The organism is Aeromonas sp. FDAARGOS 1403 (genome assembly GCF_019047325.1).
Taxonomy (GTDB): domain Bacteria; phylum Pseudomonadota; class Gammaproteobacteria; order Enterobacterales; family Aeromonadaceae; genus Aeromonas; species Aeromonas dhakensis.
The window spans coordinates 2,295,333-2,317,829 of sequence record NZ_CP077249.1 but is presented as its reverse complement, the minus strand read 5'-3'; the positions used below and the strand labels follow the sequence as shown (position 1 = coordinate 2,317,829).

9 protein-coding genes are annotated in these 22,497 nt (G+C 63.4%); 3 read left to right on the top strand and 6 right to left on the bottom strand.

Annotated features, from left to right (window positions below; all coding sequences use genetic code 11):
* Positions 1–38 precede the first annotated feature (38 nt).
* The 3 genes from arsD to I6L33_RS10970 form a co-directional block, all read right to left on the bottom strand.
* Positions 39–407 (bottom strand): arsenite efflux transporter metallochaperone ArsD, encoded by a 369-nt coding sequence (gene arsD, locus I6L33_RS10980; protein ID WP_216974050.1) that lies wholly within the window; start codon positions 405–407, stop codon positions 39–41.
* A gap of 4 nt (positions 408–411) precedes the next feature.
* Complete coding sequence (locus I6L33_RS10975; protein ID WP_216974049.1) at positions 412–780, bottom strand: helix-turn-helix transcriptional regulator; 369 nt, start codon at positions 778–780, stop codon at positions 412–414.
* 140 nt (positions 781–920) lie between these two features.
* The gene (locus I6L33_RS10970) at positions 921–2,024 is read right to left on the bottom strand and encodes an HD-GYP domain-containing protein (RefSeq protein WP_216974048.1); all 1,104 of its coding nucleotides are present in this window, start codon (positions 2,022–2,024) and stop codon (positions 921–923) included.
* Positions 2,025–2,294: 270 nt separating this feature from the next.
* Here I6L33_RS10970 and rimO point away from each other — a divergent pair, with 270 nt between their 5' ends.
* On the top strand, positions 2,295–3,623 hold the full coding sequence (rimO, locus tag I6L33_RS10965) for a 30S ribosomal protein S12 methylthiotransferase RimO (RefSeq protein WP_010634637.1): 1,329 nt from the start codon (positions 2,295–2,297) through the stop codon (positions 3,621–3,623).
* A gap of 147 nt (positions 3,624–3,770) precedes the next feature.
* Here the strand turns inward: rimO and rtxA are convergent, their stop codons facing one another.
* From rtxA to I6L33_RS10950, 3 genes are read right to left on the bottom strand one after another with little or no spacing between them, the layout of a single operon-like run.
* Positions 3,771–17,843 carry an MARTX multifunctional-autoprocessing repeats-in-toxin holotoxin RtxA gene (gene rtxA / locus I6L33_RS10960; protein ID WP_216974047.1) on the bottom strand — a complete coding sequence of 4,691 codons (14,073 nt, stop codon included), beginning with the start codon at positions 17,841–17,843 and terminating at the stop codon, positions 3,771–3,773.
* Between the two features lie 17 nt (positions 17,844–17,860).
* Positions 17,861–18,322 (bottom strand): RTX toxin-activating lysine-acyltransferase RtxC, encoded by a 462-nt coding sequence (gene rtxC / locus I6L33_RS10955; RefSeq protein ID WP_010634639.1) that lies wholly within the window; start codon positions 18,320–18,322, stop codon positions 17,861–17,863.
* Between the two features lie 20 nt (positions 18,323–18,342).
* On the bottom strand, positions 18,343–18,741 hold the full coding sequence (locus I6L33_RS10950) for a peptide chain release factor 1 (RefSeq protein ID WP_080689684.1): 399 nt from the start codon (positions 18,739–18,741) through the stop codon (positions 18,343–18,345).
* A gap of 307 nt (positions 18,742–19,048) precedes the next feature.
* On the opposite strand from I6L33_RS10950, the gene I6L33_RS10945 reads away from it, so the two are divergent.
* On the top strand, positions 19,049–21,136 hold the full coding sequence (locus I6L33_RS10945) for a peptidase domain-containing ABC transporter (protein WP_216974046.1): 2,088 nt from the start codon (positions 19,049–19,051) through the stop codon (positions 21,134–21,136).
* Positions 21,133–22,497: an HlyD family type I secretion periplasmic adaptor subunit gene (locus I6L33_RS10940; protein WP_019839633.1), complete on the top strand. Its 1,365-nt coding sequence runs from the start codon at positions 21,133–21,135 to the stop codon at positions 22,495–22,497. Before I6L33_RS10945 ends, I6L33_RS10940 begins: the two co-directional genes overlap by 4 nt.

The following is a 22,497-nucleotide window of genomic DNA, read 5'->3' as shown; positions in this document are numbered from 1 at the left end:
GCCTCTCCCGTTACGACATGGCTTGTAATATCAATGTCTTAGCAGCAACCGCTACCAGGACGGCAGGCCGCTTTCACTATGCCCTTGATGGTGGCCTGCGGCGCGGGCAGTCCGGCATAGCGGGCCAACTCGCCGCGGCTCGGATAGCGGCCGGTCAGCACTACCTGACCCTCCACCAGCACCAGCGGCAGCCCCTCCTCCCCGGCGTGGGTGAGAAAGGCGCTGACCGCCGCCGTCTCGGCAAACTGCAGCGGCTGCTGGGCCAGATTGAAACGCTCGATGGCAACGCCCTGCTCCCTGGCCCAGGCCAGATCGGCGGCAAAGGTGACCAGCGCCTGATCGACCTCGGTGCCACAAACGCCGCTGGCACAGCAGAGGGCGGGGTCGAAAATCTGAATGACTGACATGGCATTACTCCTTGTGGCAGCAGGGCTGCGAAGGCAGCACATAGGGTGAGCAAGTGGACTCGGCGCGCATCATGCCGCACGCCTCCGGATGGCCGGCGCAGCACTCCTCGGTGAGATAGCCGATAAGGTCCAGCATCAAGGGGATATTGGCGCGGTAGCGCAGGAAGCGCCCCTCCTGCTCCACCGACAAGAGGCCGGCATTGAGCATCGCCTTGAGATGAAACGACAGGGTGTTGGGGGCGATGTCGAGCTCGCCGGCCAGCTCGCCCGCGACCCGCCCATCCAGCCCCGCCTTGACCAGCAGCCGCCACACATCGAGCCGGATCCCGGATGCCAGCGATTCAAAGACCTTGGTGGCCGTCTCTTTGTTCATGTTTGTCTCTCGTTGGATGCGCCTTTATTTCAACTATACAAGAAGCATTGAAATGATCAAGCCAGCCTCAACCCCGGGAAGCCATCTAAATCAGTGGTGTGGCAGCCCGCCCTATCCAAGCGGGTAGCCCAGAGAGCCAATCAGACAGGGTCTTGAACGACGGCCGGATCCCGATACTGCTGATGGATGGCGCGAAACGCCTCCTTGCTGCGCAGCGCCGCCGCGACGCAGACAGGGTCGAACTGGCTGCCGGCATGGGTCTTGAGGTACTCGAAGGCCGTCTCGAACGGCCAGGCCTGCTTGTAGGGACGCTCGCTGGTGAGCGCGTCGAACACATCCGCCACCGTGACGATGCGGGCCTCCAGCGGGATCGCCTGCCCCGCCAGCCCCTCCGGGTAGCCCTGGCCGTCGAAACGTTCATGATGGTAGGCAATGATGTTCTTGAGCATGTCGGTGTGATGGATGCCGTCCAGACCAAACTCCTTGATCATCAGGGCGATCATCTCCCGTCCCTTGAGCGGGTGGATCTTCATCACCGCGTACTCCTCCGGGGTCAGCTTGCCCGGTTTGAGCAGGATGGCGTCCGGCACCGCAATCTTGCCGATGTCGTGCAGCTCGGAGAAGAGATGGATGAACTCCACCTCCTCATCGTTGAGGGGGTAATGGGCTGCCACCTCGCGGGCGATGAGCCGCGAATAGCCCGACATGCGGTGCAGATGGTTGGCGGTCTCCTCGTCCCGGTAGCGGCTGAACTCCCGCGCCGTGGTCAGCGCTCCGTTCAGGGTCTGGATGGAGAAGAACTCAACGGCGATGATGGCTGCCAGGATCTGGGCATAGGCCGCCAGCTCACCGCGAATGGCCACATCGAAGTAGCCTGGCTCCCTGGCATCGCAAAACAGAAAACCGAACAGCCGGCTGTTGAACAGCAGCGGCTCGGTGTAACTCGACTCATAGCCGGCCGCCAGCAGCTTGCGGCTGTGCTCGGCGGGGGACCCCTGCAGCGAGCCCAGGGTATCGAGCACCCTGGGTTGCTGGCGCTCGGCCAGATAGCGCAGGGAGGGCACCTCGCTCAGCTTCACCTCGTACTGCAACAGCGGCGAGCCCCCCTCCGTGCTGTGGGCAAAGGTCTTGAGCTTGTCCGTCTGCTGGTCATAGATGGCGACCGCAACCCGGCTCAACTTGTCAAACCGCTGCCTGAGCGTGGCGTGCACGTTCTGCACTTTTTCGCCAAATGAACTCTCCATCCCGCACGTCCTTCTGCTATTCCTGCAGGGAGTATAGTGACCCCTGTTTTTACTCTCCTGCCAAATTGACTCAAGCGTCAGCAACAGATATCAGGGCCCCGCTGACCGGACGGCAAGGCCTGTTGCCACCATGGTTTTCTCCTTTGACGGCCCATTGTGGCCCGGGCAAAGAGATTGTTCGCTTCCGGCGTGCCGGCTGTATAGTTTTTGGTTAGCCATTCCGGTAAAATCCGCGCCCTAAAACTAGAGCCACCTAAGAGTGATTGAGCGATGTCCAACACAAAACAGGCCCCCAAAGTAGGATTCGTCTCCTTGGGTTGCCCCAAAAACCTGGTCGATTCCGAGCGCATCCTGACCCAGCTGCGTACCGAAGGGTACGACGTGGTGCCCAGCTATGACGATGCGGAGCTGGTGGTGGTCAACACCTGCGGCTTCATCGACAGCGCGGTGCAGGAGTCGCTGGAAGCCATCGGCGAGGCCCTGGCCGAAAACGGCAAGGTGATCGTCACCGGTTGCCTGGGCGCCAAAGAGAACCAGATCCGCGAGATCCACCCCAAGGTGCTCGAGATCACCGGCCCCCACGCCTATGAAGAGGTGCTCGGCCACGTCCACAAATACGTGGAGAAGCCGACCCACAACCCCTTCACCAGCCTGGTGCCGGCCCAGGGTGTCAAGCTGACCCCCCGTCACTACGCCTATCTGAAGATTTCCGAAGGCTGCAACCACCGCTGCACCTTCTGCATCATCCCCTCCATGCGCGGGGATCTGGTGAGCCGCCCCATCGGCGAGGTACTGGCCGAGGCCAAGCGCCTGAAAGAGGCCGGCGTGAAGGAGATCCTGGTGATCTCCCAGGACACCTCCGCCTACGGCGTCGACGTCAAGCACCGTACCGGCTTCTACGACGGCATGCCGGTCAAGACCAGCATGGTGGCCCTGTGCGAAGAGCTGGCCAAGCTCGGCATGTGGGTGCGCCTGCACTACGTCTACCCCTACCCGCACGTGGATGACGTCATCCCGCTGATGCGCGACGGCAAGGTACTGCCTTACCTCGACATCCCGCTGCAGCACGCCAGCCCGCGCATCCTGAAGCTGATGAAGCGCCCCGGCACCGTCGAGCGCACCCTGGAGCGGATCCAGAAGTGGCGCGAGATCTGCCCCGAGATCACCCTGCGCTCCACCTTCATCGTCGGCTTCCCCGGCGAGACCGAAGAAGAGTTCCAGATGCTGCTGGACTTCATCGACAAGGCGGAACTGGATCGGGTCGGCTGCTTCAAGTACAGCCCGGTCGAGGGCGCCAAGGCCAACGAGCTGCCGGATCCGGTGCCGGCCGAGGTGCAGGAAGAGCGCTTCCAGCGCTTCATGGAGCTGCAGCAGCAGGTCTCCATCCGCAAGCTGGCCCGCAAGGTGGGCAAAGAGATGCTGGTGCTGATCGACGAGGTGGACGAAGAGGGAGCCACCGGCCGCTCCGCCGCCGATGCCCCCGAGATCGACGGCCTGGTCTACCTGAACGGTGAAACCGGCCTCAAGCCCGGCGACATGGTCAAGGTCCGTATCGACGAAGCGGACGAGTACGACCTGTGGGCCAGTCTCATCGACTGATCCCCGATAAGCACCAATAAAAAGCCAGTCAGCTCCTGACTGGCTTTTTTGTTGGTGCCTGCGCCGCCCCCGTTTCGGGTGCGACAGGCATAAAAAAACCTGCTCCGAAGAGCAGGTTTTTACCTTACGGGAGGGAAGTCAGGTTGCTCAGGCAACCCGCCCCTTGCCCTGGATCACATCACCCCAGGCCGACTGCACCAGGCTGTTGGCCTGGCTGTCGAGCCGGTTGAGCAGGCCCATGTCGCCCGCTTCGGGGGCGAAGCTGCTCATGGCCTGGATAAGGTTGTCCACCGCCTGATGGGAGAGCGCGCTGTAGCTGCGCTCGCCGTCAGCCTGCTGCTCGCCAAGCCCGATCACCAGTTGGGCCCGGTTGTCGGCGAAGTAGTTGCTGAAGGTGGCACTGCCCAGCTGCTCGAACTTGCCCTGCTCGCTGGTACCGTCGGCACGACGGTTGACCAGCAGTTGCAGATCGTAGCCGCTGCGCTTGAACCAGAGATCCCGCCAGCTGACATCGTTGAAGACGATGAAGTCCTCTTTGCCGATGTCCTGCACCAGGTTCTCTATCACGGCGCCACTGAACACGAAGCTGTCGACGCCGGTACCACCGCTGAACTGGTTCTGGTAACCGCCCAGCACCAGCAGATCATCGCCGGCACCGCCATCGAGCTGGCTGAACTTGGCGACCTGGTCGGCGATCAAGCGATCCCGGCCGTCACCGCCCCGGATGGTGGCGTGATAGCCCATCAGCTTGACCTGGTTGTTGCCATGCTCGGCCAGCAAGCGGTTGTGATTGCCAAACACCATGGCAAAGTCGTCGCCCTCGCCGAGCCGGATCTGGTTGTGATGACCTATGGTCACCGTGAAATCCTGATCCGCGCCGGCATCGATCTGGTTGTAGTTGCCGGAGGTCACCAGATAATCCTGGCCGGCGCCCCCTTCCACTATGCCCTCTTCACCGAAGATGAAGGCCTGATCGTTGCCCTCGCCCATGAAGGCGCGGTTGACACGGCCGGCCAGCACGGCGACGTCGTCACCCTGCCCGCCGAACATCATGTTCTCCCGTCCCATCATGATCCCGGTGTCCTGACCGGCGCCGCCGGTGAAGATGTTGGAGGTGCCGGTGGCGTAGAAGACATCGTCCCCGCGACCACCCCAGAAGTTGTTGTTGTCGCCGAGGTAGGCCCCCAGATCCTTGCCGTCTCCCCCCCAGTTGAAGTTGTAGTTGCCAAGGGAGACATGCATGTCGCCATCTCCCTGCAGATGGCCGCTGTTGCGCAGGAAGTCGAAGGTCTGCTCCTTCATGTTGAGCAGATCGGCCGTCAGGTTCTGCTTGAGGTTCTTGGCCAGCGCCACCACCTCCGCCTGCTTGTCCCGGTTGAACAGGGTGGCAAACAGGTTGGGCAGGCTCAGGGCGTTGAAGCCGAAGGCCCGCTCCTCGGTGGCGGCTGGCAGCGCCGCCGGCTTGGCGTCGTTCCCCTGCTGCACCGTCACGGTCCCGGACTTGGCCTCTTCGGGCGCCTCGTCCTGCAGGCCGTGGGTACGGGCAAAGCTGCTGAGGGCATCTTCCCCCAGATCCAGCCCGGCCTTGAGCTGATCGAGCCATTTGGCCGGATCGGTCAGGCTCTTGAGCTGATCGCCGCCAAACTCGGCGATGACCCCCAGCATCTCCTGCAACAGAGCCGGCGCATCGATGGCCGCCCCATCACGGGCCACCAGCTGGCCACGGGCGTTGTAATCCACGCCGAAGATATCCGCCAGCGTGGTATCGGCCCCCACCCCTGCCAGACGACCCAGCAACCGGTTCTGCAGCTGGCGCGGCAGATCGGTCGGGGTGAAGGTAAAGGTGGTCTTGGCCTGCCCGCTTGCGGTGAACTCCTGGGTCATCAACCCGAACAGGGAGCCCAGGTTGGTGTCCAGGATCGCCTGGATGTTGTCACCGAACACGAAGTTCCAGTTGCCCGTGGTGACCTGGATATCGGCCCCCTGACCGGCAACGGCAAAGTTGAAGACCAGCTTCTCGTTGGCCTGGCGCAACTTGCCCGCCCGGTCCAGAGGTCCCTGCGCACCTTGGCCACCGCCGGAAATGCGCTTGTTGAACTCCTTGTTGAGGGTCGCTTCCAGGTCGCTCTTGAGCCCGCGACTGCTGCGCTCGTTGCCGCTGTCCAGGGTGGTGAGCGAGCCGTATTCGACGCTGCTGGTCTGATCCAGACCGGCCATGTCGGCCACGAACTTGTTGGCGCCGGCCAGGGTCCACTGATCCCACTGGCTGGCAACCCAATCCGGTTTGGCACCGTCACCGGCGATCTGCTGCAGGGCACCGGCAATGCGGGCGGCCCCGTCAAACGGATTGACCAGCGGCGGAGTGGGGATGGATTTCTCCAGCATCACGATGAGATCGTTGCTGCGCCCCAGGTTGAAGCTGACGTTGCGTTGCCCAACGAACAGCTGGGCCCCTTCCAGCGCCCGGTAGCCGGCGATGTCGATGCTGTGTTTGCTGTCGCCATCCCCGATATGCACCATGACGTTGTTGTCGCCGAAGGCCAGCGACTTCATGCCGCCCGTGCCTACCTTGACCCCCAGGTTGGTGGTCCCCCAGTTGAGGGCGGTGAACTCGCCATCCCCCACGTTGACCTGAACGTTGCCGGAGTAGCTGACCGCACTGCTGGTCTGGCTCGATGCCGTCTCCGGCTGGCGCTGTTTCTCGGGTGCGACGAAGGTCTCGTCGTTGTCGGCGATGGCGCCCCGGGCACGGCTTTCGCCCTCGCTCTGGCCCACTTTCGCCAGGTCGATGTCCCCTTCAGCCACGCCGCCGCGCACCCGCTCGTTGTACACCACGGGTTCGCCGGCGTCGTTGAGGGTCAGCACCACCTTGTTGGCGGCCACCTTGCGGGCCCACACATCCGCCTCACCACGGGTGTGCTTGCGCCCCCCCTGGTCCACCGCCACCTCGCTGCTGCGAGCCGACACCTGGGTACGGATCCCCTCGTTATCCAGCGCCTGGATGAAGCGACGGGCAAAGCCGGTCTGCAGGTCGTCGCTCACCAGGGAGCAACCCACCAGGCTGACGTGACTCGGTTTGGTGGCCACGCCGGCCTCTTGTTGCAGACGATCGCCCAGGCGGCGCAGGCGTCCGGCCAGCTCGTCGGCACTGTAGCCACTGAGGCGGCTGTTGTTCTGTCCATCCTCATCGCGGCCATGGCCGACCACCTGCCAGCGGATATTGCCGGCCAGCTGAGCCGGATCGCCATAGACCACCCGATAGTTGCCATCTGCATCCAGCTGCACCACCACGCTGTGGTCGGGGTGTTTGCCGGCCAGGCTGGCCGCGGCCTTGGCAGCCACAGGATCATCTTCGGTCTGGATGATGATCTGGCTGGTGAAGCGGGTCTCGCCCCCCTGGTTGCCCGGCGTCACCTCAGGTTGCTGCCACTGGTTGACCCGCTGGTTGCGAACCGGCTGGTCTTCGCCATCCAGCGCCGCCACCGGCGTCCACTTTCTGCCGACATCGGCGTACTCGACCCGCTGACTGATATCGTCCGCCTGCAGGTGGAAGCGATTGTCCGCATCCACCTTCAGGGCCGGCAGCCCCAGGCGATGGGTGATGCCGGGTACGAAACCTTCGATCCCCTTGTGGGACGCCAGGTGCGCACTGCCGTAGATGGCGACGAACTTCTCGCCGGCCGGCAACTTGCCCAATACCTCGACGGCGACGTTGTTGGCCGCCCCGGCCCGGTACATCAGGCCGTGCTCGGTGCTGGCGATGGCGGGTCTGGCGGTGCTGCCATCGTCCAGCGCCACGATCCGCATTCCCCGCTCCCGGGCCCGCTCGAACAGGGAGGGCTCCAGGTGCTTGTTCTTGAGCATGCTCGTCAGCTCGGGAGACATCTCTCCCCCCGCCAGATAACGGTCGATCAGCGGCTGAGCCAGCTCACTGCGCAGGTGTTCCAGAGCGATGACAGTCACCCCCTGGGTCTTGAGCGCATCCATCTGCTCGTTGACGAACCGCAGACCGTTGACGTCGCTACCGTGGGTTTCGCCGATCAGCAGACCGTTACGGTTATCCAGCAGGCGCGACAGCTGTCCGGCCAGCGTGCTCTCGCCGTCCAGCTGGTTGTTCAGCGTCCGCAGGGCATCGCCACCATAGCGGGCATCCCAGGCCGCCACATCGGTCTGCTTGCTGCTGTGATAGATGTTCTCGACCTGCGCGATACGGCGGGACTCCAGCTCGCCGAGGTAACGACGGTCACCGAACTTGTCCAGCATGATGAGCTCGGCGGAGAGCTCAGATCCGGGGGCTGCCTGCTTGGCGGCCTCCTTGATGAAGTAGACCGCCATCTGGGCGGACTGCTCCCCCGTCATGTCCTGCAGCTCCTGGTAGGAGTAACCCAGATGCAGCACCTTGCTGGTGTCGTCCAGCACGGCACGGCTCAGCAGTCCCTCCCCCTGGGCTTCGCTCAGCCACTTCTTCAGATTGTCATGCTGCTCGCCGAGGACGACGTGGAATCTGGCCTCAAACGGCAGATCCGCCGGCACGACCCCCTGGTATCCGGCCTTGGCCGCCAGATAAGGGTCTTGCGCCGCCCAGCGCAGCACCATCTGGGTGAGACCCGGGTGCTGGCCCTGCGCCTCTTCGGCGGCCTTGCCGATGACAATGGCAGCCAGGTCCGGGCGGGTCTTGGCCAGTGCCGTCACCTCGGCCTGCAACGAGGCCAGCTCGCCACGATAGAGATTTCCGTGAAGCTGACTCTGCAGCTTGCTCAGCGCCGGATTTCTGCCGGAACCTTCGTGCTTGACCAGGTAGTCGTCGATCAGATTGTTCAACCGCAATGCGGCTTCTACCTTGGCCTGTCCGCTGGCACCGTGCAGCGTGGCGAGCTGATCCAGGATCTGCTGATAAGACTCGCCAATGGGCTTGGCAAAGACCTGGGCAGCTTTTTTCAGCTCTTCCGGGCTGTAGACGTCGGCAAACAGCCTGGCTGTGCGCTCCGTCACCCCCGTTTTGCCCGGCAGCTCCGCCATCGGACTCTCGTCAAATACCGGCAACTGCAGGATCTCCTGCAGGGTGACCTTGTTGGCCAGATCCTTGGACGGCTTGAAGCGGGCGAGCTCGGCGCCGTTCATCTCGCTGACCCTGAAGAACAGCGGCTTGCCATCCGGCCCCGGCTTGAGGTGGTAGCCGTTGGCCATGTCCAGCCCCTCTTTGCCGAAGAAGCGGGTCATGTAACGACTGAACTTCTCGGCGGAGGAGAATTCGACGATGCCGGCATTGGGATCGTAGAAGCCATAGATCCGGCCAGACTCTCCCTGCTTGGCCCAGGCAGCCATGGCGTGGCCCGGCGCATCCAGCTCCAGCAACACAGGGGCATCGCTGCCCTTGGCAGTCAGCTTGGTGAGCACGGTATCGAGCGAGATGGCACTCTTGCCCTCCCACTTCTCCTTGACGATGTCGTACTTGATGCTGCGCAGGCTGTCGTAGTTGTAGGCAGCCGGCGTGTTGGTGTGGATCTCCGCCAGGCTGCCCACCAGCTTACGGGCGTTGTCCAGCTCGGTAGCCGAGTAGCGATCCGGGTTGTTGATGACCGCCGCTGCGGAGTAGAGCTTCTCCATCATGCGCCGCGCCAGATCGGGTTGCCCCTCGCTCTCCAGCTGCTTGGCGACCAACACCAGCTTGGAGAGGGGATCGCAGCGCCCGCCGAAGCCGTCATCCGCCAGATTGAGCAGCAACAGCTGGGGAGCCAGATGCTCTCTGGCATATGGATCCGCGCCACCTTGCGAGGCCACGTCGCGGAACAGACGGTTGGACTGCTCAATCCTGGGTTTGATGGTGCTCTTGAGCGCCCGGTTTTCGATCTCCCAGGCCAGCGCCCCCTGCTGCTGTGGCGTCAGGGTCGGCTGGACGAACAGGTCCACCAGCCGGGTCATGCTCATGTCGGACTGGAAGCCCTCGACCACCTTGCCGGCCAGCCCTTGCTGATATCCGGCCAGGAAGGTCTTGGTGGTACGGATGTCTCTGGTCGCCCCGTTGCTGCCCACCTGCGGGGTGAGCGCCTCCTGGTAGCGCTTGAGATCGCGCCTGATGGCCTCGATGCCCTTGAGCGGCGCCTCAATGTCTGCAGCCGGCGGCGTGCGGTTGAACAAGTCACCCACGATCTGCTCGGCGTACTGGCCCATCAGGCGGTTGCTGGCCAGATGGCCATAGAAGGTCTGCTCACCGCTGACTTGATAACCGGCCACGGCCAGCTTGGCCCGTAGTTTTTCCCCTTCGCTGCCAAGCCCTTCGTTGTCGGTCAGCAGCATGATGGGCGTGCTCTTGGGCAGGCCGTCGAGGTTTTTCTCCACCGAGAAACGACCGTTGATCGCCTTGGCGATCGCCCCCACCAGACCGCCCGGGTTGGGCAGCTCGTGGGCCTTGATCGCCTTGCTCATGCTGGGCATGGGGCGATCGAGCAGCAGCCCGCCCACCGGCTTGCCCTGCTCTGCGGCATAACGGGCCAGATCGGCGGCGATGGGGCCGCCCATGGAGTAGCCATGGATCAGGATCTTGCCAGGGGCCACCCCACGCTCTTCCACCAGATAGCGGAACATGGTGCGGGCATCCTGGTAGACCCCCTGCTCGCTGGGACCGCCATCGCTGGCCCCATAGCCGCGCAGGTTGACCGCCAGCATGTCGATGCCCTGCTTCTGGTAGTGGCTGCGAACCGCATCGGCCTGCTCCTCGGCGGAGGAGCCCGAACCGTGCAGGAACAGCACCACCTCGGGCTTGCCATCCTGCGGCGTCCCTGGCCGCTCGGCCCCCTTGTGCAGGTAACCGGACAGACGGCCGGCGTCCCCTTGCAGGGTCACCTGCTCGGCCTCGCCATTGCTCACCGCATGGTCGAGCAGTTGGCGGGTGATGTCGCCCACCTGGCGCCGCTCATCGCGGGTGCCGTAGAGGTTGTCGTTGAGGAAGCGGGTCAGCGGGTTGAGCGGCTGCTTGTCCAGCGGCGCCGTATCGGCATCCGCCGCGCCCGGGCTCTGGTCCCCCGGCTTGTGGCTGCCCAGGGCCTGCAGTCCGTTTGCATCCTCCGCTTGATGCTCGGCGGTGAGCTGGCTCCATGCCTCGGCATGGTTGGCCATCACCCACTCGGCCTTGTGGTTGGCAGAGGCCACCTTCTTGGCATTCTTGACCGGCGGCAGCCCCTGGCTCTCCCGATAGGCCTGATACCAGCTGTCGAAGTCCGCGCTCTGCTCGACCAGGTTGTTGACCGCCGCCACTATGGTGCGGCGACTGACCGGGTCGAACTGGTCGAGGGTCTTCACCTCCACCCTGGCGGTCGACTCCGACTTTGGCACAAACTGGCTCAGCTCGTTCGGCACCTGACGGAACTCGAACAGGATCGCCGGTTCCGGGTGCTTGCCATCCCCCGTGGTCGCATTGTTGATGCCATGCCCGGCCACCTCACCACCAAACTTGAAGTAGTCATAGATGTTCTGTGCCAGCGCCGGTGAATAGGCCGACTTGAGGGTCGCCAGGATCTGCTCGGACACCAGCTTGCGGTCATGGGCACTGAGCAGCGCCAACATGGCCACCGGCTTGGTTCTCGGCAAGATTTCCCAGGCATTCTTCACCTTGGGATCGGTCAACCCCTGCGCGTTGGGCGTGATCCCCTCGGCCAGCGGATCCCAATCATTGATGTGAATGCCGTATTCCCGGGCCAGATCGGCCGTCTTGCCGTAAATGGAGGTGAGGTAGGCAAACACATTCTGTGCGGTGGCCGCATCCTCCCACTGCACATTGGCCGTGTTGGACAGCAACAGCTCCTTCAGCTCGGGGTGATACCAGGGAGCGGACTCCAGCAGCCGGATCTCCTGGGACGAGCCGGTACCAAACTCCTTGGCACTGACCGCCACGGTCGCCTGCTGGCCGCTCGGCGTCATGCCGATGGTCTGCCCCTGACCGTCACGGGCGGCGCCATTGCCGGCGGCGATCACGTGGTTGGCATTGGAGATGACCAGGGTGAAGCGACCATCCTCGCTCACCAGATCAGAGAGCCTGGTATGGTTGGTCTGGCTGATGTGCTGGGTGAACTCTCTGGCAAGCCAGAGCATGGCCTCCTTGCGCGCTTCCACCGCCTGCTGGTCCTGCATCTCGCTTGGGTAGGTCACCAGCTCGATGGTATGGGTCTGCCACTGGTTGATCCCTTTGACATCGCTTATTCCGGCGGGATTGGTGTATCCCCCCTGGTTCATGTCCTTGGTCAGCATGAACAGCGGATTGCCTGCCGCGTCGTGCACGTAGCCAAACTTCTGTGCCGAGTTCTTCGGCAGCGCCACCACCAGCCCCGTCAGCTCGTTCTCGATGCCGATGGAGGAACCGTTGAAGTGACTGCTGAACTCAGGCACGGCCTTGCTGCCCGTGCGGGGGCCATGCAGGCCGGTGAGATCCACGGCCGCCGTGGCCAGTACCTCATGCTGCTGCACCGGCTTGCTCGCCGTGGCTGTCGCGTGCGCCTCCTCCTGCACCAGGCTCGGTGTTGGGGTCGGCGTTGGAGTCGGGGCCACCGGTGGTGTCGTCGGTTGACGGATCCCGGCATTGATCTGCAGGCGGTTGACCGCCGCCAGCGCCCCGTCGAGGGCGGACTGCTCCTGCTCGCTCAGCCCGGTGGCAGTGTCGATGGCCGAGGGTTGGACCTCATCAGGAGCCGACACGGTGCCGACGGCAGGCACATCCAGCTCGCCGGCCTGCGGCAGGGGCTGTGCGGTGACCGAGGGCTGGGCCCCCTGGCGGCTCGGCTTGTCGCCGCTCTGCTTGAGGCTCGCCGCATTCTGTTTGGCCTGGTTGGCCTGCAAACCGGCCTGGCTGGCCGCCTGCTCGCCGGCGAGCTGCGCCTGGCTGGCACTCGCTTCGCCCTGCTGCTGCCGCGATGCGGCCTCTCCCTGGCGAGCCAGCGCGTCGAGACGGCGCTGTTCGGCCTGGGCGGCCCGCTGCTGGCCAGCCGCCTCGGCGTCACCTTGCAGCTGTTCGCTGCGCTGCTGACCCGTCTTGGACTTGGCCAGCGCGCTATCGACCTGCTGATGCTGCGCCTCATGGCGGAGCCTGGCATCTTCGATCGCCGTGCCGGCCGTGCTGCCGGCATCGTCCAGATCTTCCTGAACCGTGCTCAGCAGGTGGTCGGCAAAGCCGGTGCGCCAATGCTGGCCGGACGGCTCGCTCGCCGCGTCAGGGGATCTGACCTGGTCAAACTGGCGGGCCAGCGTATCGAGCTGCCCCGTCATGTCGCGGGCTTCCGCCTCGATGGCGGCACGCTGCTGCTGGCCATTCTCCGCCAGCTTCTGCTGGTCGGTAGCCTCCAGCTGGGACTGGCTCCCGGCGATGGCGGCCAGCTGCTGCGCCTTCTCCTGCTCGAGCCGCTGTTTGTCGGCATCGGCACTCGCCTGATCGCCTCTCGCCCGGGCGGCGTTGTCGTCTTGTGCCAGCTGGGCGCTGACCTGGCCTATCTCGGCCTTGCCGGCGGCGGTGGCCACCACGTTGTCGAGCAGGTAGCCAAGGCCGTTGTTCTCACCGGTACCGCGGAACGCCAGGGTATTGGCACCCTCTCTGGCCGTCAGCGTCAGCGCCTTGCTCTGCCAACTGCTGGCGTCCCCTTCGCTGGCAAACACCCGCTCGCCATTCCACAGCACCTCGATGCCGTGTTGCAGGGAAATATTGGCCCGACGGGCAAAATCAAATGTCAGGTTGACGGTCTCGCCCGCCTTGAGGCCGGCAAGATCCTGAGAAATCTGGGTATTGCGGTCAGTCGACAGTTCGCTGACCCGGGCACCGTGCCCGTCGGTCGCCAGCCCGTAGGTGGCGGCGGAAAAATCGGCCTCGATGCCGGCGCCGGCATGTTGCCAGCCGTGCGCACCCTGTTCGAAATCGCCGTTGACGATGAGGTTCTCGCCCCCTCGGGCCAGCCCCTGCTCATCGAGCTGCAGCGCCTTGTCCATGGCCTGCTCGTCGCGCTCGCCGGCCTGGCTCACCTTGCCGGTCAGACTGCCGGCCAGGGAGGATTTCACCTCGCCAATCTCGTCCAGACCAAAGCCGCTCAGTCCCTGTACCTCGCCCAGGCTGGCCGCTTGCGGGGTCTTGATCGGGCCATGTTCATCGCCCTGCACCAGATAGTTGATGGCCTGGTTGCCCGCGCTGCCGAGCAGGGTCTGCTTGATGTTGTCAAACAGGGTGCCGAGCTTGTTGCTGCTGGTATTGCTGCTGGCGATGGCCAGGCTGTAGAAGTCGCCGTTGCCGATCTTGATGGCCACGTTGTGGCGGGCATAGGCGGCCGTGATGTCCAGCCCGTCGCCGATCTGGACATTGGCATTGCCCTTGCCTTTCATGACAGCGATGTTGAGGCCGTTCCCCACCTTGGTGTTGAGGTTGTAGTCACCCCAGGCCAGGTTGACTGTGGTGCCGTCACCTACCTTGACGTTGTTGTTGAACTTGCCGTAGGCGGCCGTCACGCTCAGACCGTCCCCGACCGTGGTGGTCTGATTGACCTCCCCCTTGGCGAGGGTGACCTGGATGCCGTCCCCCACCCGGGTGACGATGTTGGCCTTGCCAAGCAGCGCCTGATAGCCTTCGCCATCCCCGACCTGGGTCACTATGTTCGCATCGCCCTTGGCCAGCACGACCTGACGACCATCCCCCACCTTGGTGATGACGTTGGCCTTGCCCCAGGCGCCGGTGTAGCCATCGCCGTTGCCGATCTGGGTGACCAGGTTGGCCTCCCCTTGCAGCACGGCCACTTCACTGCCATCCCCCACCTTGGTCAGCACGTTGGCGCGGCCCTTGGCGAAGCTGTAGCGATCGCCGTTGCCGACCTGGGTCAGCAGGTTGACGTCGCCCCAGGCGCCCTGCACCACCAGCCCGTCACCCACCTTGGTGATAAGGTTGGCGCGCCCCTTGGCCAGGCCTATGGTGCTGCCGGCCCCGACGTGGGTCATCACGTTGCCCACCTCTGAGATGAGCAGGCCCACCGTGGTGCCGTCACCTATCTTGGTCAGCAGGTTGCCCTTGCCCCACAGCACGCCGGCGGTGGTGCCATTGCCCACATGGGTCAGCACGTTGGCATCGGCCTTGGCGATGGCGCCGAGGAAGTCATCCCCCACCTTGGTGATGATGTTGGCCTTGCCCAGCGCCAGTACGCCGGTCAGACCGCTGCCGACATGGGTCACTATGTTGGCCTTGCCGAACAGGGCTGCCAGCGTGGTGCCGTTGCCCACCTTGGTCATCACGTTCAGCTCGCCGGCAAACAACCCCAGGCTGGTGCCGTTGCCGATGTGGCTGTAGACGTTGGCCTTGCCGATCATCAGCGCGGCCGTCAGGCCATCCCCCACCTTGGTGAACAGGTTGGCCTGCCCCAGCATGGCGGCGAAGGTCTCGCCAGCACCGACGTGGGTGAAGACGTTGGCATTGCCCACCATGGCGGCCAGCGTCATGCCGTTGCCCACCTTGGTCGCCAGGTTGCCCTGGGCCAGCATCAGCGCTACGGTCAGGCCGTCACCGATATGGGTGAAGACGTTGGCCTTGGCCACCATCAGCGCCAGTGCATTGCCATCGCCCACCTTGGTGAAGACGTTGGCCACCCCGCCCATCAGGGCCCAGGCATCGCCTTGGCCTATCTGGGTAAACAGGTTGCCGGCGCCGATCATGGCGGCAATGGCCGTGCCGTCGCCCACCTTGGTAAACAGGTTGCCGGCGGCCCCCATCACACCCAGGGTGTCGCCATTGCCGACATGGGTCAGCACGTTGGCGCCCCCCAGCATCACGGTGGAGAGATCGCCATCACCGACCCGGGTCAGCACGTTGGCAGCCCCCAGCAGCAGCGCCTGGGTATCCCCCTGACCAATCTGGGTCAGCACGTTGGCGCCGCCCCCCAGAATGGCCTGTACCTTGCCGTTGCCCTTCTTGGTCAGCACGTTGGCGCCCCCCAGCAGCACGGCGCGGGTATCAGCAGCCTCGTCCCCCTGGGTGACGTGAGTCAACACGTTGGCCCCGCCCAGCAGTCCGGCCGTCAGCTGACCCGCGCCGAACTTGGTCAGCACGTTGGCACCGCCCACCGACAGGGCATCGAGCCGGCCGTTGCCGACCTGGGTCAGCAGGTTGAAACCGCCCCCCGCCAGCCACAGCCCCTGGCCATCGCCCAGCTGGGTATGGGTGTTGTAACCGCCCAGCATGACCACCTGGCTGTCGCCACGGCCCTGCTGCACCGAGATGTTGCCATAGGCCAGCAGACGGGCCAGGTACTCGCCATCCCCGCTGCGCACCAGCACGTTGGCCGCACCGGCGGCATAGACATCCATCCGGCCCTGGGCCCCCTGGTGGACCAGCACGTTGGCAAGGCCCGCCCCACGGAACACCAGATCGCCGCGCTGACCGCGCTTGATCAGCACGTTGGCCGCACCGGCACCGTTGAAATGGATGTTGCCCTCGGTCACGTCGGATTCGATGACGTTGCCGCCACCGGCGCCGTCAAAGAAGATGTCACCCTTGCTCTTGCCGCCACTTTGCTGACGGGGCAGCAGCAGCTGGCTGGAGAACTCGCGGGTGGCCGGCAGTCGATCCGACACGGCCGTGACGGTGTCGAGCTGGTAGCGCACCTCGCTCAAGGAGTAGCCCCCCGTCCCCATGGCGGTGAAGCCGGTACGCTCGGAGATGACCTGATCGGCCAGCCCCGCCAGGTGGTTGCCCTCCTTGTACCAGGCCTTGGCGAGGTACTTGAGCGCCCCGGTCTCCCGGTCGTTGGCCAGCTCTACCACCACTATCTTGGTGTAGGGACCAAGCTGCTTGGCAAACACATAGGTATTGGCCTGCACCCGGGATTTCAGTGCGCTCACGTCGACCTTGGTGCCATCCTCAAAAATGGCGTAACCGCTCATCTTGGCGCTGGAGAGCGTCACGTCGGCCGCCGCCACGTTCACCCCGCCACCGTAGTTGATCCAGCTGTTTTCGGTCAGATCCGCTTCCACCGCCTCCAGCTTGATGCGCTGGCGCCGCTCGAACACCAGATCGCTCAGCCGATAGGCGCCGTCGGTTTGCGTCGAGATGAAGCCGTTGTGCTCGTCGATCTGACGACCGGCCAGCCCGTCGAGCTGGTTCCCCTCCTTGTACCAGGAGGTGGCGTGATAGCGCAGGGCTCCACTCGCGCCATCGTTGGAGAGCTCTACCCGGTTGATCTTGGTGTACATGCCATCGAAGAAGGCAAACAGGTAGGTATTGGGCTGCAGGCTGGACTTGATGGCCGTGACGGCCTGGGACTGGTTGATCCAGCTGCCGCCCATGGTGGCGGTAGTCAGCGCGATCTCGTCGGCACGGGCGCCGGCGAAGGGTGAGCTGTCACTGTCCGAGCCCTTGCGGGAGAGATGGTTGTAACCCCCCGCCCCCTTGAAGTGGATGTTGCCCTCGGCCACGTCCGACAGCAGCCGGTTGTAACCACCGGCCCCGTTGAAGTGGATGTCGCCACGGGTCTGCAGGTACTCGTCCTGCTCGTTGCGCAGCCGGGAGAGCTCGTTCCAGCCGCCGGCTCCGTTGAAGCTGATATCTCCCTCACGCCCCTTGCGGAACACCTTGTTGTAGGCACCGGCCCCGTTCAGGGTGATGTTGCCGGACTCCACCAGGGAGCTGATGATGTTGGCCGCACCGGCCCCCGAGAAGTGGATATTGCCCTGCGAGCCCTGATACTGGCTGTGCCAGGTGCGGTCCAGCTTGTTGGCCGCCCCGGCGCCGCTGTAGCTCAGATCGCCGCGGTCGGTCTGGTGCCAGAGCTTGTTGTAGCCGCCGGCCCCCTCGAAGCTGACGTTGCCGCTGATCCCCTTGCGGGTCAGGAAGTTGGCCAGCGCCGCCCCCTGATAGCGGATGTCGCCGTCGCGCCCCTGGTGATCGATGTTGGTCGCCCCGCTGGCACCGGCAAAGTGAACGTTGCCGGACTGGGACTTGCTGATGTCGGCGTAACCCGCCGCCCCCTTGACGGTCAGGTTGCCGGAGTCGTCAACCACCTTGAGATAGGCGGCACCGCCATAGACGCTGTCGTTGCCCGTACCGGTATAGACGGTCGCACCGATGGATCCGACCCTGATGGTGTCGTCACCACCATAGGCACGGATGACGCCACCAAAGCCATAGGCATCGATATCATTGTTTCCGTCATCTGCCGTGTAATTACCGGTAAAGAAGTACTCAATACTTCTCCATACACTCTTTCCCATGTATTAACTCATTATGATTAAATGGAAAACCACTGCACCCTGCGAACACATTGACCATGCTCGGCATGAACATGACCACGCACGGTGCAGACCCGCTGCCCTTTCCATGGCAAGAATATCCGGCGACGCAGATCGCTCACCACGGCGCGGGCATGTCCGTATGGCGCTATCATCTCCGGAATAAAAATATGGTCGCCGGATTGCCAATCCTCACGGATCAGCTCGCGCTCGGCGGCCAGCAAGGTGTTACGAATGGATAAAGAGACAAACGCCCAGTTACAAAATGCAACCGGGCGTCCGTGTGAGTCTTCATAATAGCAGAACTGGTTCAACTCAAATGCTGGCAATATACGTTGCTGCCACTCGGCGACGGAATAACGCCGATGGAGAGAGGAGTGCTGACTGAGCAGCATGACTCCTCCCAACATATGTTGTTTTTGTTGCCAGTTCGGTTCCGTTGGTTGCAATACCAAGTGCATTGACTCCCCAAACCGGAAATTTATTTCTTCTTGCGCGGTGCAGCCTGTGCTGTGGCGGCAGGAGCGCTTTCCTGCGCATCGGCAGGGGCGGCCGGGATCAGGCCTGCGGCAATCAGCTTGTCGAACTCGGCGGCCATGCGCGGGTCTTCAAGCATGTTTTTTATCATTGAAACCATATACATAAAGCCAGCAGCCGGCATGTGGACCGTCTGTTTCAGCGCCAGCTCATTGTCACTTTCCGCCATGACGCCCTGCGCCATCTTGAGCGGATCTTGGCCGACGAAATAGAGGGAAAAAATACCCTTGTTGTAGTTGACGCTGGATACTGTCTGTACAAACTGCTCTGTCATATAAATTCCATTATCAATAAATATAAGGTAAAACAAAAAACAAAAATCCCGCCAAAGATAAATCAACATGGCGCTAACATCTCATTTTTCGCTATATTTACCATATTTGAAAATATTAGCCGGTTCAATTAAACAATGATTCAAAAATAGAGTAATTACGTCAAAATAAATATCAATGAACTCATTAAGGTTAATTGAGGCACACCTCCTGGGAACACGTCAGGATATATGGACTCAATAATTTATTATGGAGTTTGTCAGTGTATATAAAATTTGACAGGGAATTATCGGCTCGTTAGTATGCGCGCCCTGCCTGCAACAGGTCACCTTGCCCCATATAAACAGGAGGGGTTTAAACGCGGCAACGGGGTATATTATGACTGCGCATGACGAGTCTGTTTTGGCATGCTTGAAGATTATTACCGGATTATTGGGCTGTCCCCCTAAAGATATAGATATCACGCCAGACGAACCCTTTGATATTATTATCGATAGGCTGCAGCAGCAGACCGACAGCCGGATCCGCCAACGTCACATTGCTCCCCGCAAACTCGCCAAACAGACGCTCCCCCTGGTGCTGCTCAGTGACAGCGGCGCCCCCTTCGTGCTGGCCCAGCGCCAGGGGGAACAGGCCCTGATCCTGGACCCCGCCGTCGGCAACCCGCAAATCATCGGCCAGCAGGAGTTGCTGGCTCGCTGGAACGGGTGTGTCTATGAAGTGCGCAGGCAACAGAGCCGCTTTGACATCCGCTGGTTCATTCCCGCCTTCCTGCAGCAGAAGCGGCTGCTGGGGGAGATACTGCTCTTTTCACTGGTCTTGCAGCTCCTGGCGCTGATCTCCCCGCTCTTTTTTCAGGTCGTCATGGACAAGGTGCTGGTGCATCAGGCCTGGTCGACACTGGACGTGCTGGTGTTCGGGCTGCTGATCACCGCATTGGTGGAGGTCTGCCTGCGCGGGTTGCGGGAGTATCAGTACGCCCACACCGCCAACCGGATCGACATCCAGCTCGGCCTGCGCATGGTGCAGCACCTGTTTGCCCTGCCCCTGCTCTATTTCAAGAGCCGCCAGGTGGGGGCCATAGTGACCCGGGTACAGGAGCTCAACACCATCCGCGAGTTCCTGACTGGCACCATGTTCACCCTGACGGTGGACGTGCTGTTCATGTTCGTCTTCCTGGCGGTCATGGCCAGCCTCTCCGGCATGCTGACTCTGGTGATCCTGCTCTCCATCCCCGCCTATGTGCTGATCGCCTGGTGGATCACGCCGCGCATGCAGCAAGCGGTCGAACAGCAGTTCGGCCACGCCGCCGCCAATACCGCCTTCTTGAACGAGACGGTCGCCGGCGCCGAGACCCTCAAGAGCCTGGCGCTGGAGCCGCGCTTCGTGCGGCGCTGGGATGAGCAGACCAGCCAGATGGTGACCGCCGGTTACCGGGTGCAGCAGCTCAACAACGCCTCCCAGCACGGTGTCATGTGGCTGCAAAAACTGGTGAGCGCCGGCGTGCTCTGGCTCGGTGCGAGCGAGGTGATCAGCCTGCAGCTCACCATAGGCCAGCTCATCGCCTTCAACATGATGGCCGGCCACGTGGCCCAGCCCCTGTCACGGCTGGTGGAGCTGTGGGGCCAGTTCATCCAGACCCGGATCGCGGTGGACAAATTGGGTGACATGCTCAACCTGCCCCCCGAGCATCAGCGTGACGGCGCGGGTCACGTCAGTGCCGGCGCCATTCAACTGGAGCGGGTGCGCTTTCGCTATCAGCCGGACGCCCCCCTCATCATCGATGATCTCTCCCTGACCATAGCGCCCGGCGAAACGCTGGGGGTGGTCGGCGGCTCAGGTTCGGGCAAGAGCACCCTGGCCAGGCTGCTGCTGCGCCTCTATCAGCCCGAGCAGGGCGAGATCTTCATCGACGGCCAGCCCATCCGCCAGCTCCCCCTCCACCACCTGCGCCAGCAGATGGGGGTGGTGCTGCAGGAGAACCACCTGTTCAACAAGTCGGTTCGGGACAACATCGCCCAGTCGGTGCCCCATGCCAGCCTGGACCAGATCATCCGGGCCGCCACCCTGGCCGGCGCCCACGACTTCATTCTGCGGCTGCCCCTTGGCTATGACACAGTGCTGGCGGAGGGGGGCAGCTCGCTCTCCGGCGGCCAGCGCCAGCGCCTCGCCATCGCTCGCACCCTGCTGGCCGACCCCAGGATCCTCATCTTCGACGAGGCCACCAGCGCCCTCGACGATGAGTCGCAGGCCCTGATCCAGCGCAACATGCGCCAGATCGCCTGCGGCCGCACCGTCATCACCATTGCCCACCGTCTCTCCACCGTGCGCCAGTGCGACCGCATCATAGTCCTGCAGCGCGGCAAGATAGTGGAGCAGGGCGACCACGCCAGCCTGCTGGCGCGAGGAGAGCACTACGCCCGCTTGTGGCGGCTGCAGCAGGACTTGCACGAGGAGACCCCATGAATCTGCGAACCTGGCTGGCCCGCTGGCGCCAACCCCGTCCACCCCGGCAGGCGGATACCCACTACGGCTTTCTGCCGGCCCACCTGGCGCTGGCCGAGACGCCCCCCTCTCCCTTTGCCCGCATCACGGCGCTGACCCTCAGTGCCGGCGTGCTGCTGACCCTGCTGTGGGCCTGCTGGGGCGAGCTCGACATCCAGGCCACCGCCAGCGGCCGCCTGCTGGTGCTTGGCCGCAGCCAGCTGATCCAGTCCTACGAGCAGGCCAGGGTGGTGACCATCCACGTGGAAGACGGTCAGGTGGTGGCCGCCGATGCGCCGCTGCTGACCCTCAATACGCTAGGGGTCAGCCAGGATCTGAGCCGCTTGCGCCAGCAGCAGGCCTTCCAGTACCAGACGCTGATCCGCTATCAGGCGCTCTACCGGGAGCAGGCGCCCGACCAGCATCCGGACTATGCCAGGCTCACCCCGGAGCAGCAGCAGGCACTGGTGGAGAACTACCAGAGCGAGCTGCACGAATTTCACAGTACCCTCAGCAATCTGCAGGCCGAACTCGGGGTCAACCAGGCCAACCAGGCCGCCAGACGAGGCGACATGGCCTCCCTCACTACCCTGCTGGCCAACATCCGGCCCCGCCTGCAGGCCCGTCAGACCCTGAGCCAGTCCCAGGCCATCTCCCGGGTGGAGTATCTGGAGCAGGAAAAAGAGCTGCTGGAGACCCAGCGCCAGCTCGCCCAGCAGCGGGCGGAGCTGGAGGTGCTGCAATCCCAGCAGCAGAGCCTGCAGGAGCGGCTGGCCGGCTTCAAGGCACAGAAACAACGGGAGTGGATCGAGAAGCGCCAGCAGGCCAGGCTGCAGCTCACCGCCATCGAGCAGGAGCTCGCCAAGCTGCGCGAGCGGGAGCACCTGGAGGTGATCCGCGCCCCCGTGGCCGGCACGGTACAACAGCTGGCCATCCACACCCAGGGCGCCGTGGTGCAGCCGGCCCAGCAGTTGCTGGTCATCGTACCCAACGAGGGGGTACAGCTCGCCGAGGTGAAGATCCTCAACAAGGACATCGGCTTCGTGCACGAGGGGCAGGCGGTGAGCATCAAGGTGGACGCCTTCCCCTACACCCGCTACGGCACCATAGATGGCGAGCTGGTGAGCGTGTCGCGCGACGCCACCGCCGATGAGCAGCTGGGGCTGGTCTTTGCCGCCAGGGTCAAGCTGAGCCAGGGCGAGATGCTGATCGACAACCAGCCCGTCAGGCTCACTCCGGGCATGTCGGTGGTGGCGGAGATCAAGACCGACCGGCGCCGGGTCATCGACTACCTGCTGAGCCCCATTCGCGAGTATCAGGCCGAGGCGCTGCGGGAGCGATGA

Excerpts from the sequence above, each read along its gene's own strand:
- arsD (WP_216974050.1), bottom strand. The coding sequence starts at position 407 with ATGTCAGTCATTCAGATTTTCGACCCCGCCCTCTGCTGTGCCAGCGGC.
- I6L33_RS10975 (WP_216974049.1), bottom strand. The coding sequence starts at position 780 with ATGAACAAAGAGACGGCCACCAAGGTCTTTGAATCGCTGGCATCCGGG.
- I6L33_RS10970 (WP_216974048.1), bottom strand. The coding sequence starts at position 2,024 with ATGGAGAGTTCATTTGGCGAAAAAGTGCAGAACGTGCACGCCACGCTC.
- rimO (WP_010634637.1), top strand. The coding sequence starts at position 2,295 with ATGTCCAACACAAAACAGGCCCCCAAAGTAGGATTCGTCTCCTTGGGT.
- rtxA (WP_216974047.1), bottom strand. The coding sequence starts at position 17,843 with ATGGGAAAGAGTGTATGGAGAAGTATTGAGTACTTCTTTACCGGTAAT.
- rtxC (WP_010634639.1), bottom strand. The coding sequence starts at position 18,322 with ATGCACTTGGTATTGCAACCAACGGAACCGAACTGGCAACAAAAACAA.
- I6L33_RS10950 (WP_080689684.1), bottom strand. The coding sequence starts at position 18,741 with ATGTTGATTTATCTTTGGCGGGATTTTTGTTTTTTGTTTTACCTTATA.
- I6L33_RS10945 (WP_216974046.1), top strand. The coding sequence starts at position 19,049 with ATGACTGCGCATGACGAGTCTGTTTTGGCATGCTTGAAGATTATTACC.
- I6L33_RS10940 (WP_019839633.1), top strand. The coding sequence starts at position 21,133 with ATGAATCTGCGAACCTGGCTGGCCCGCTGGCGCCAACCCCGTCCACCC.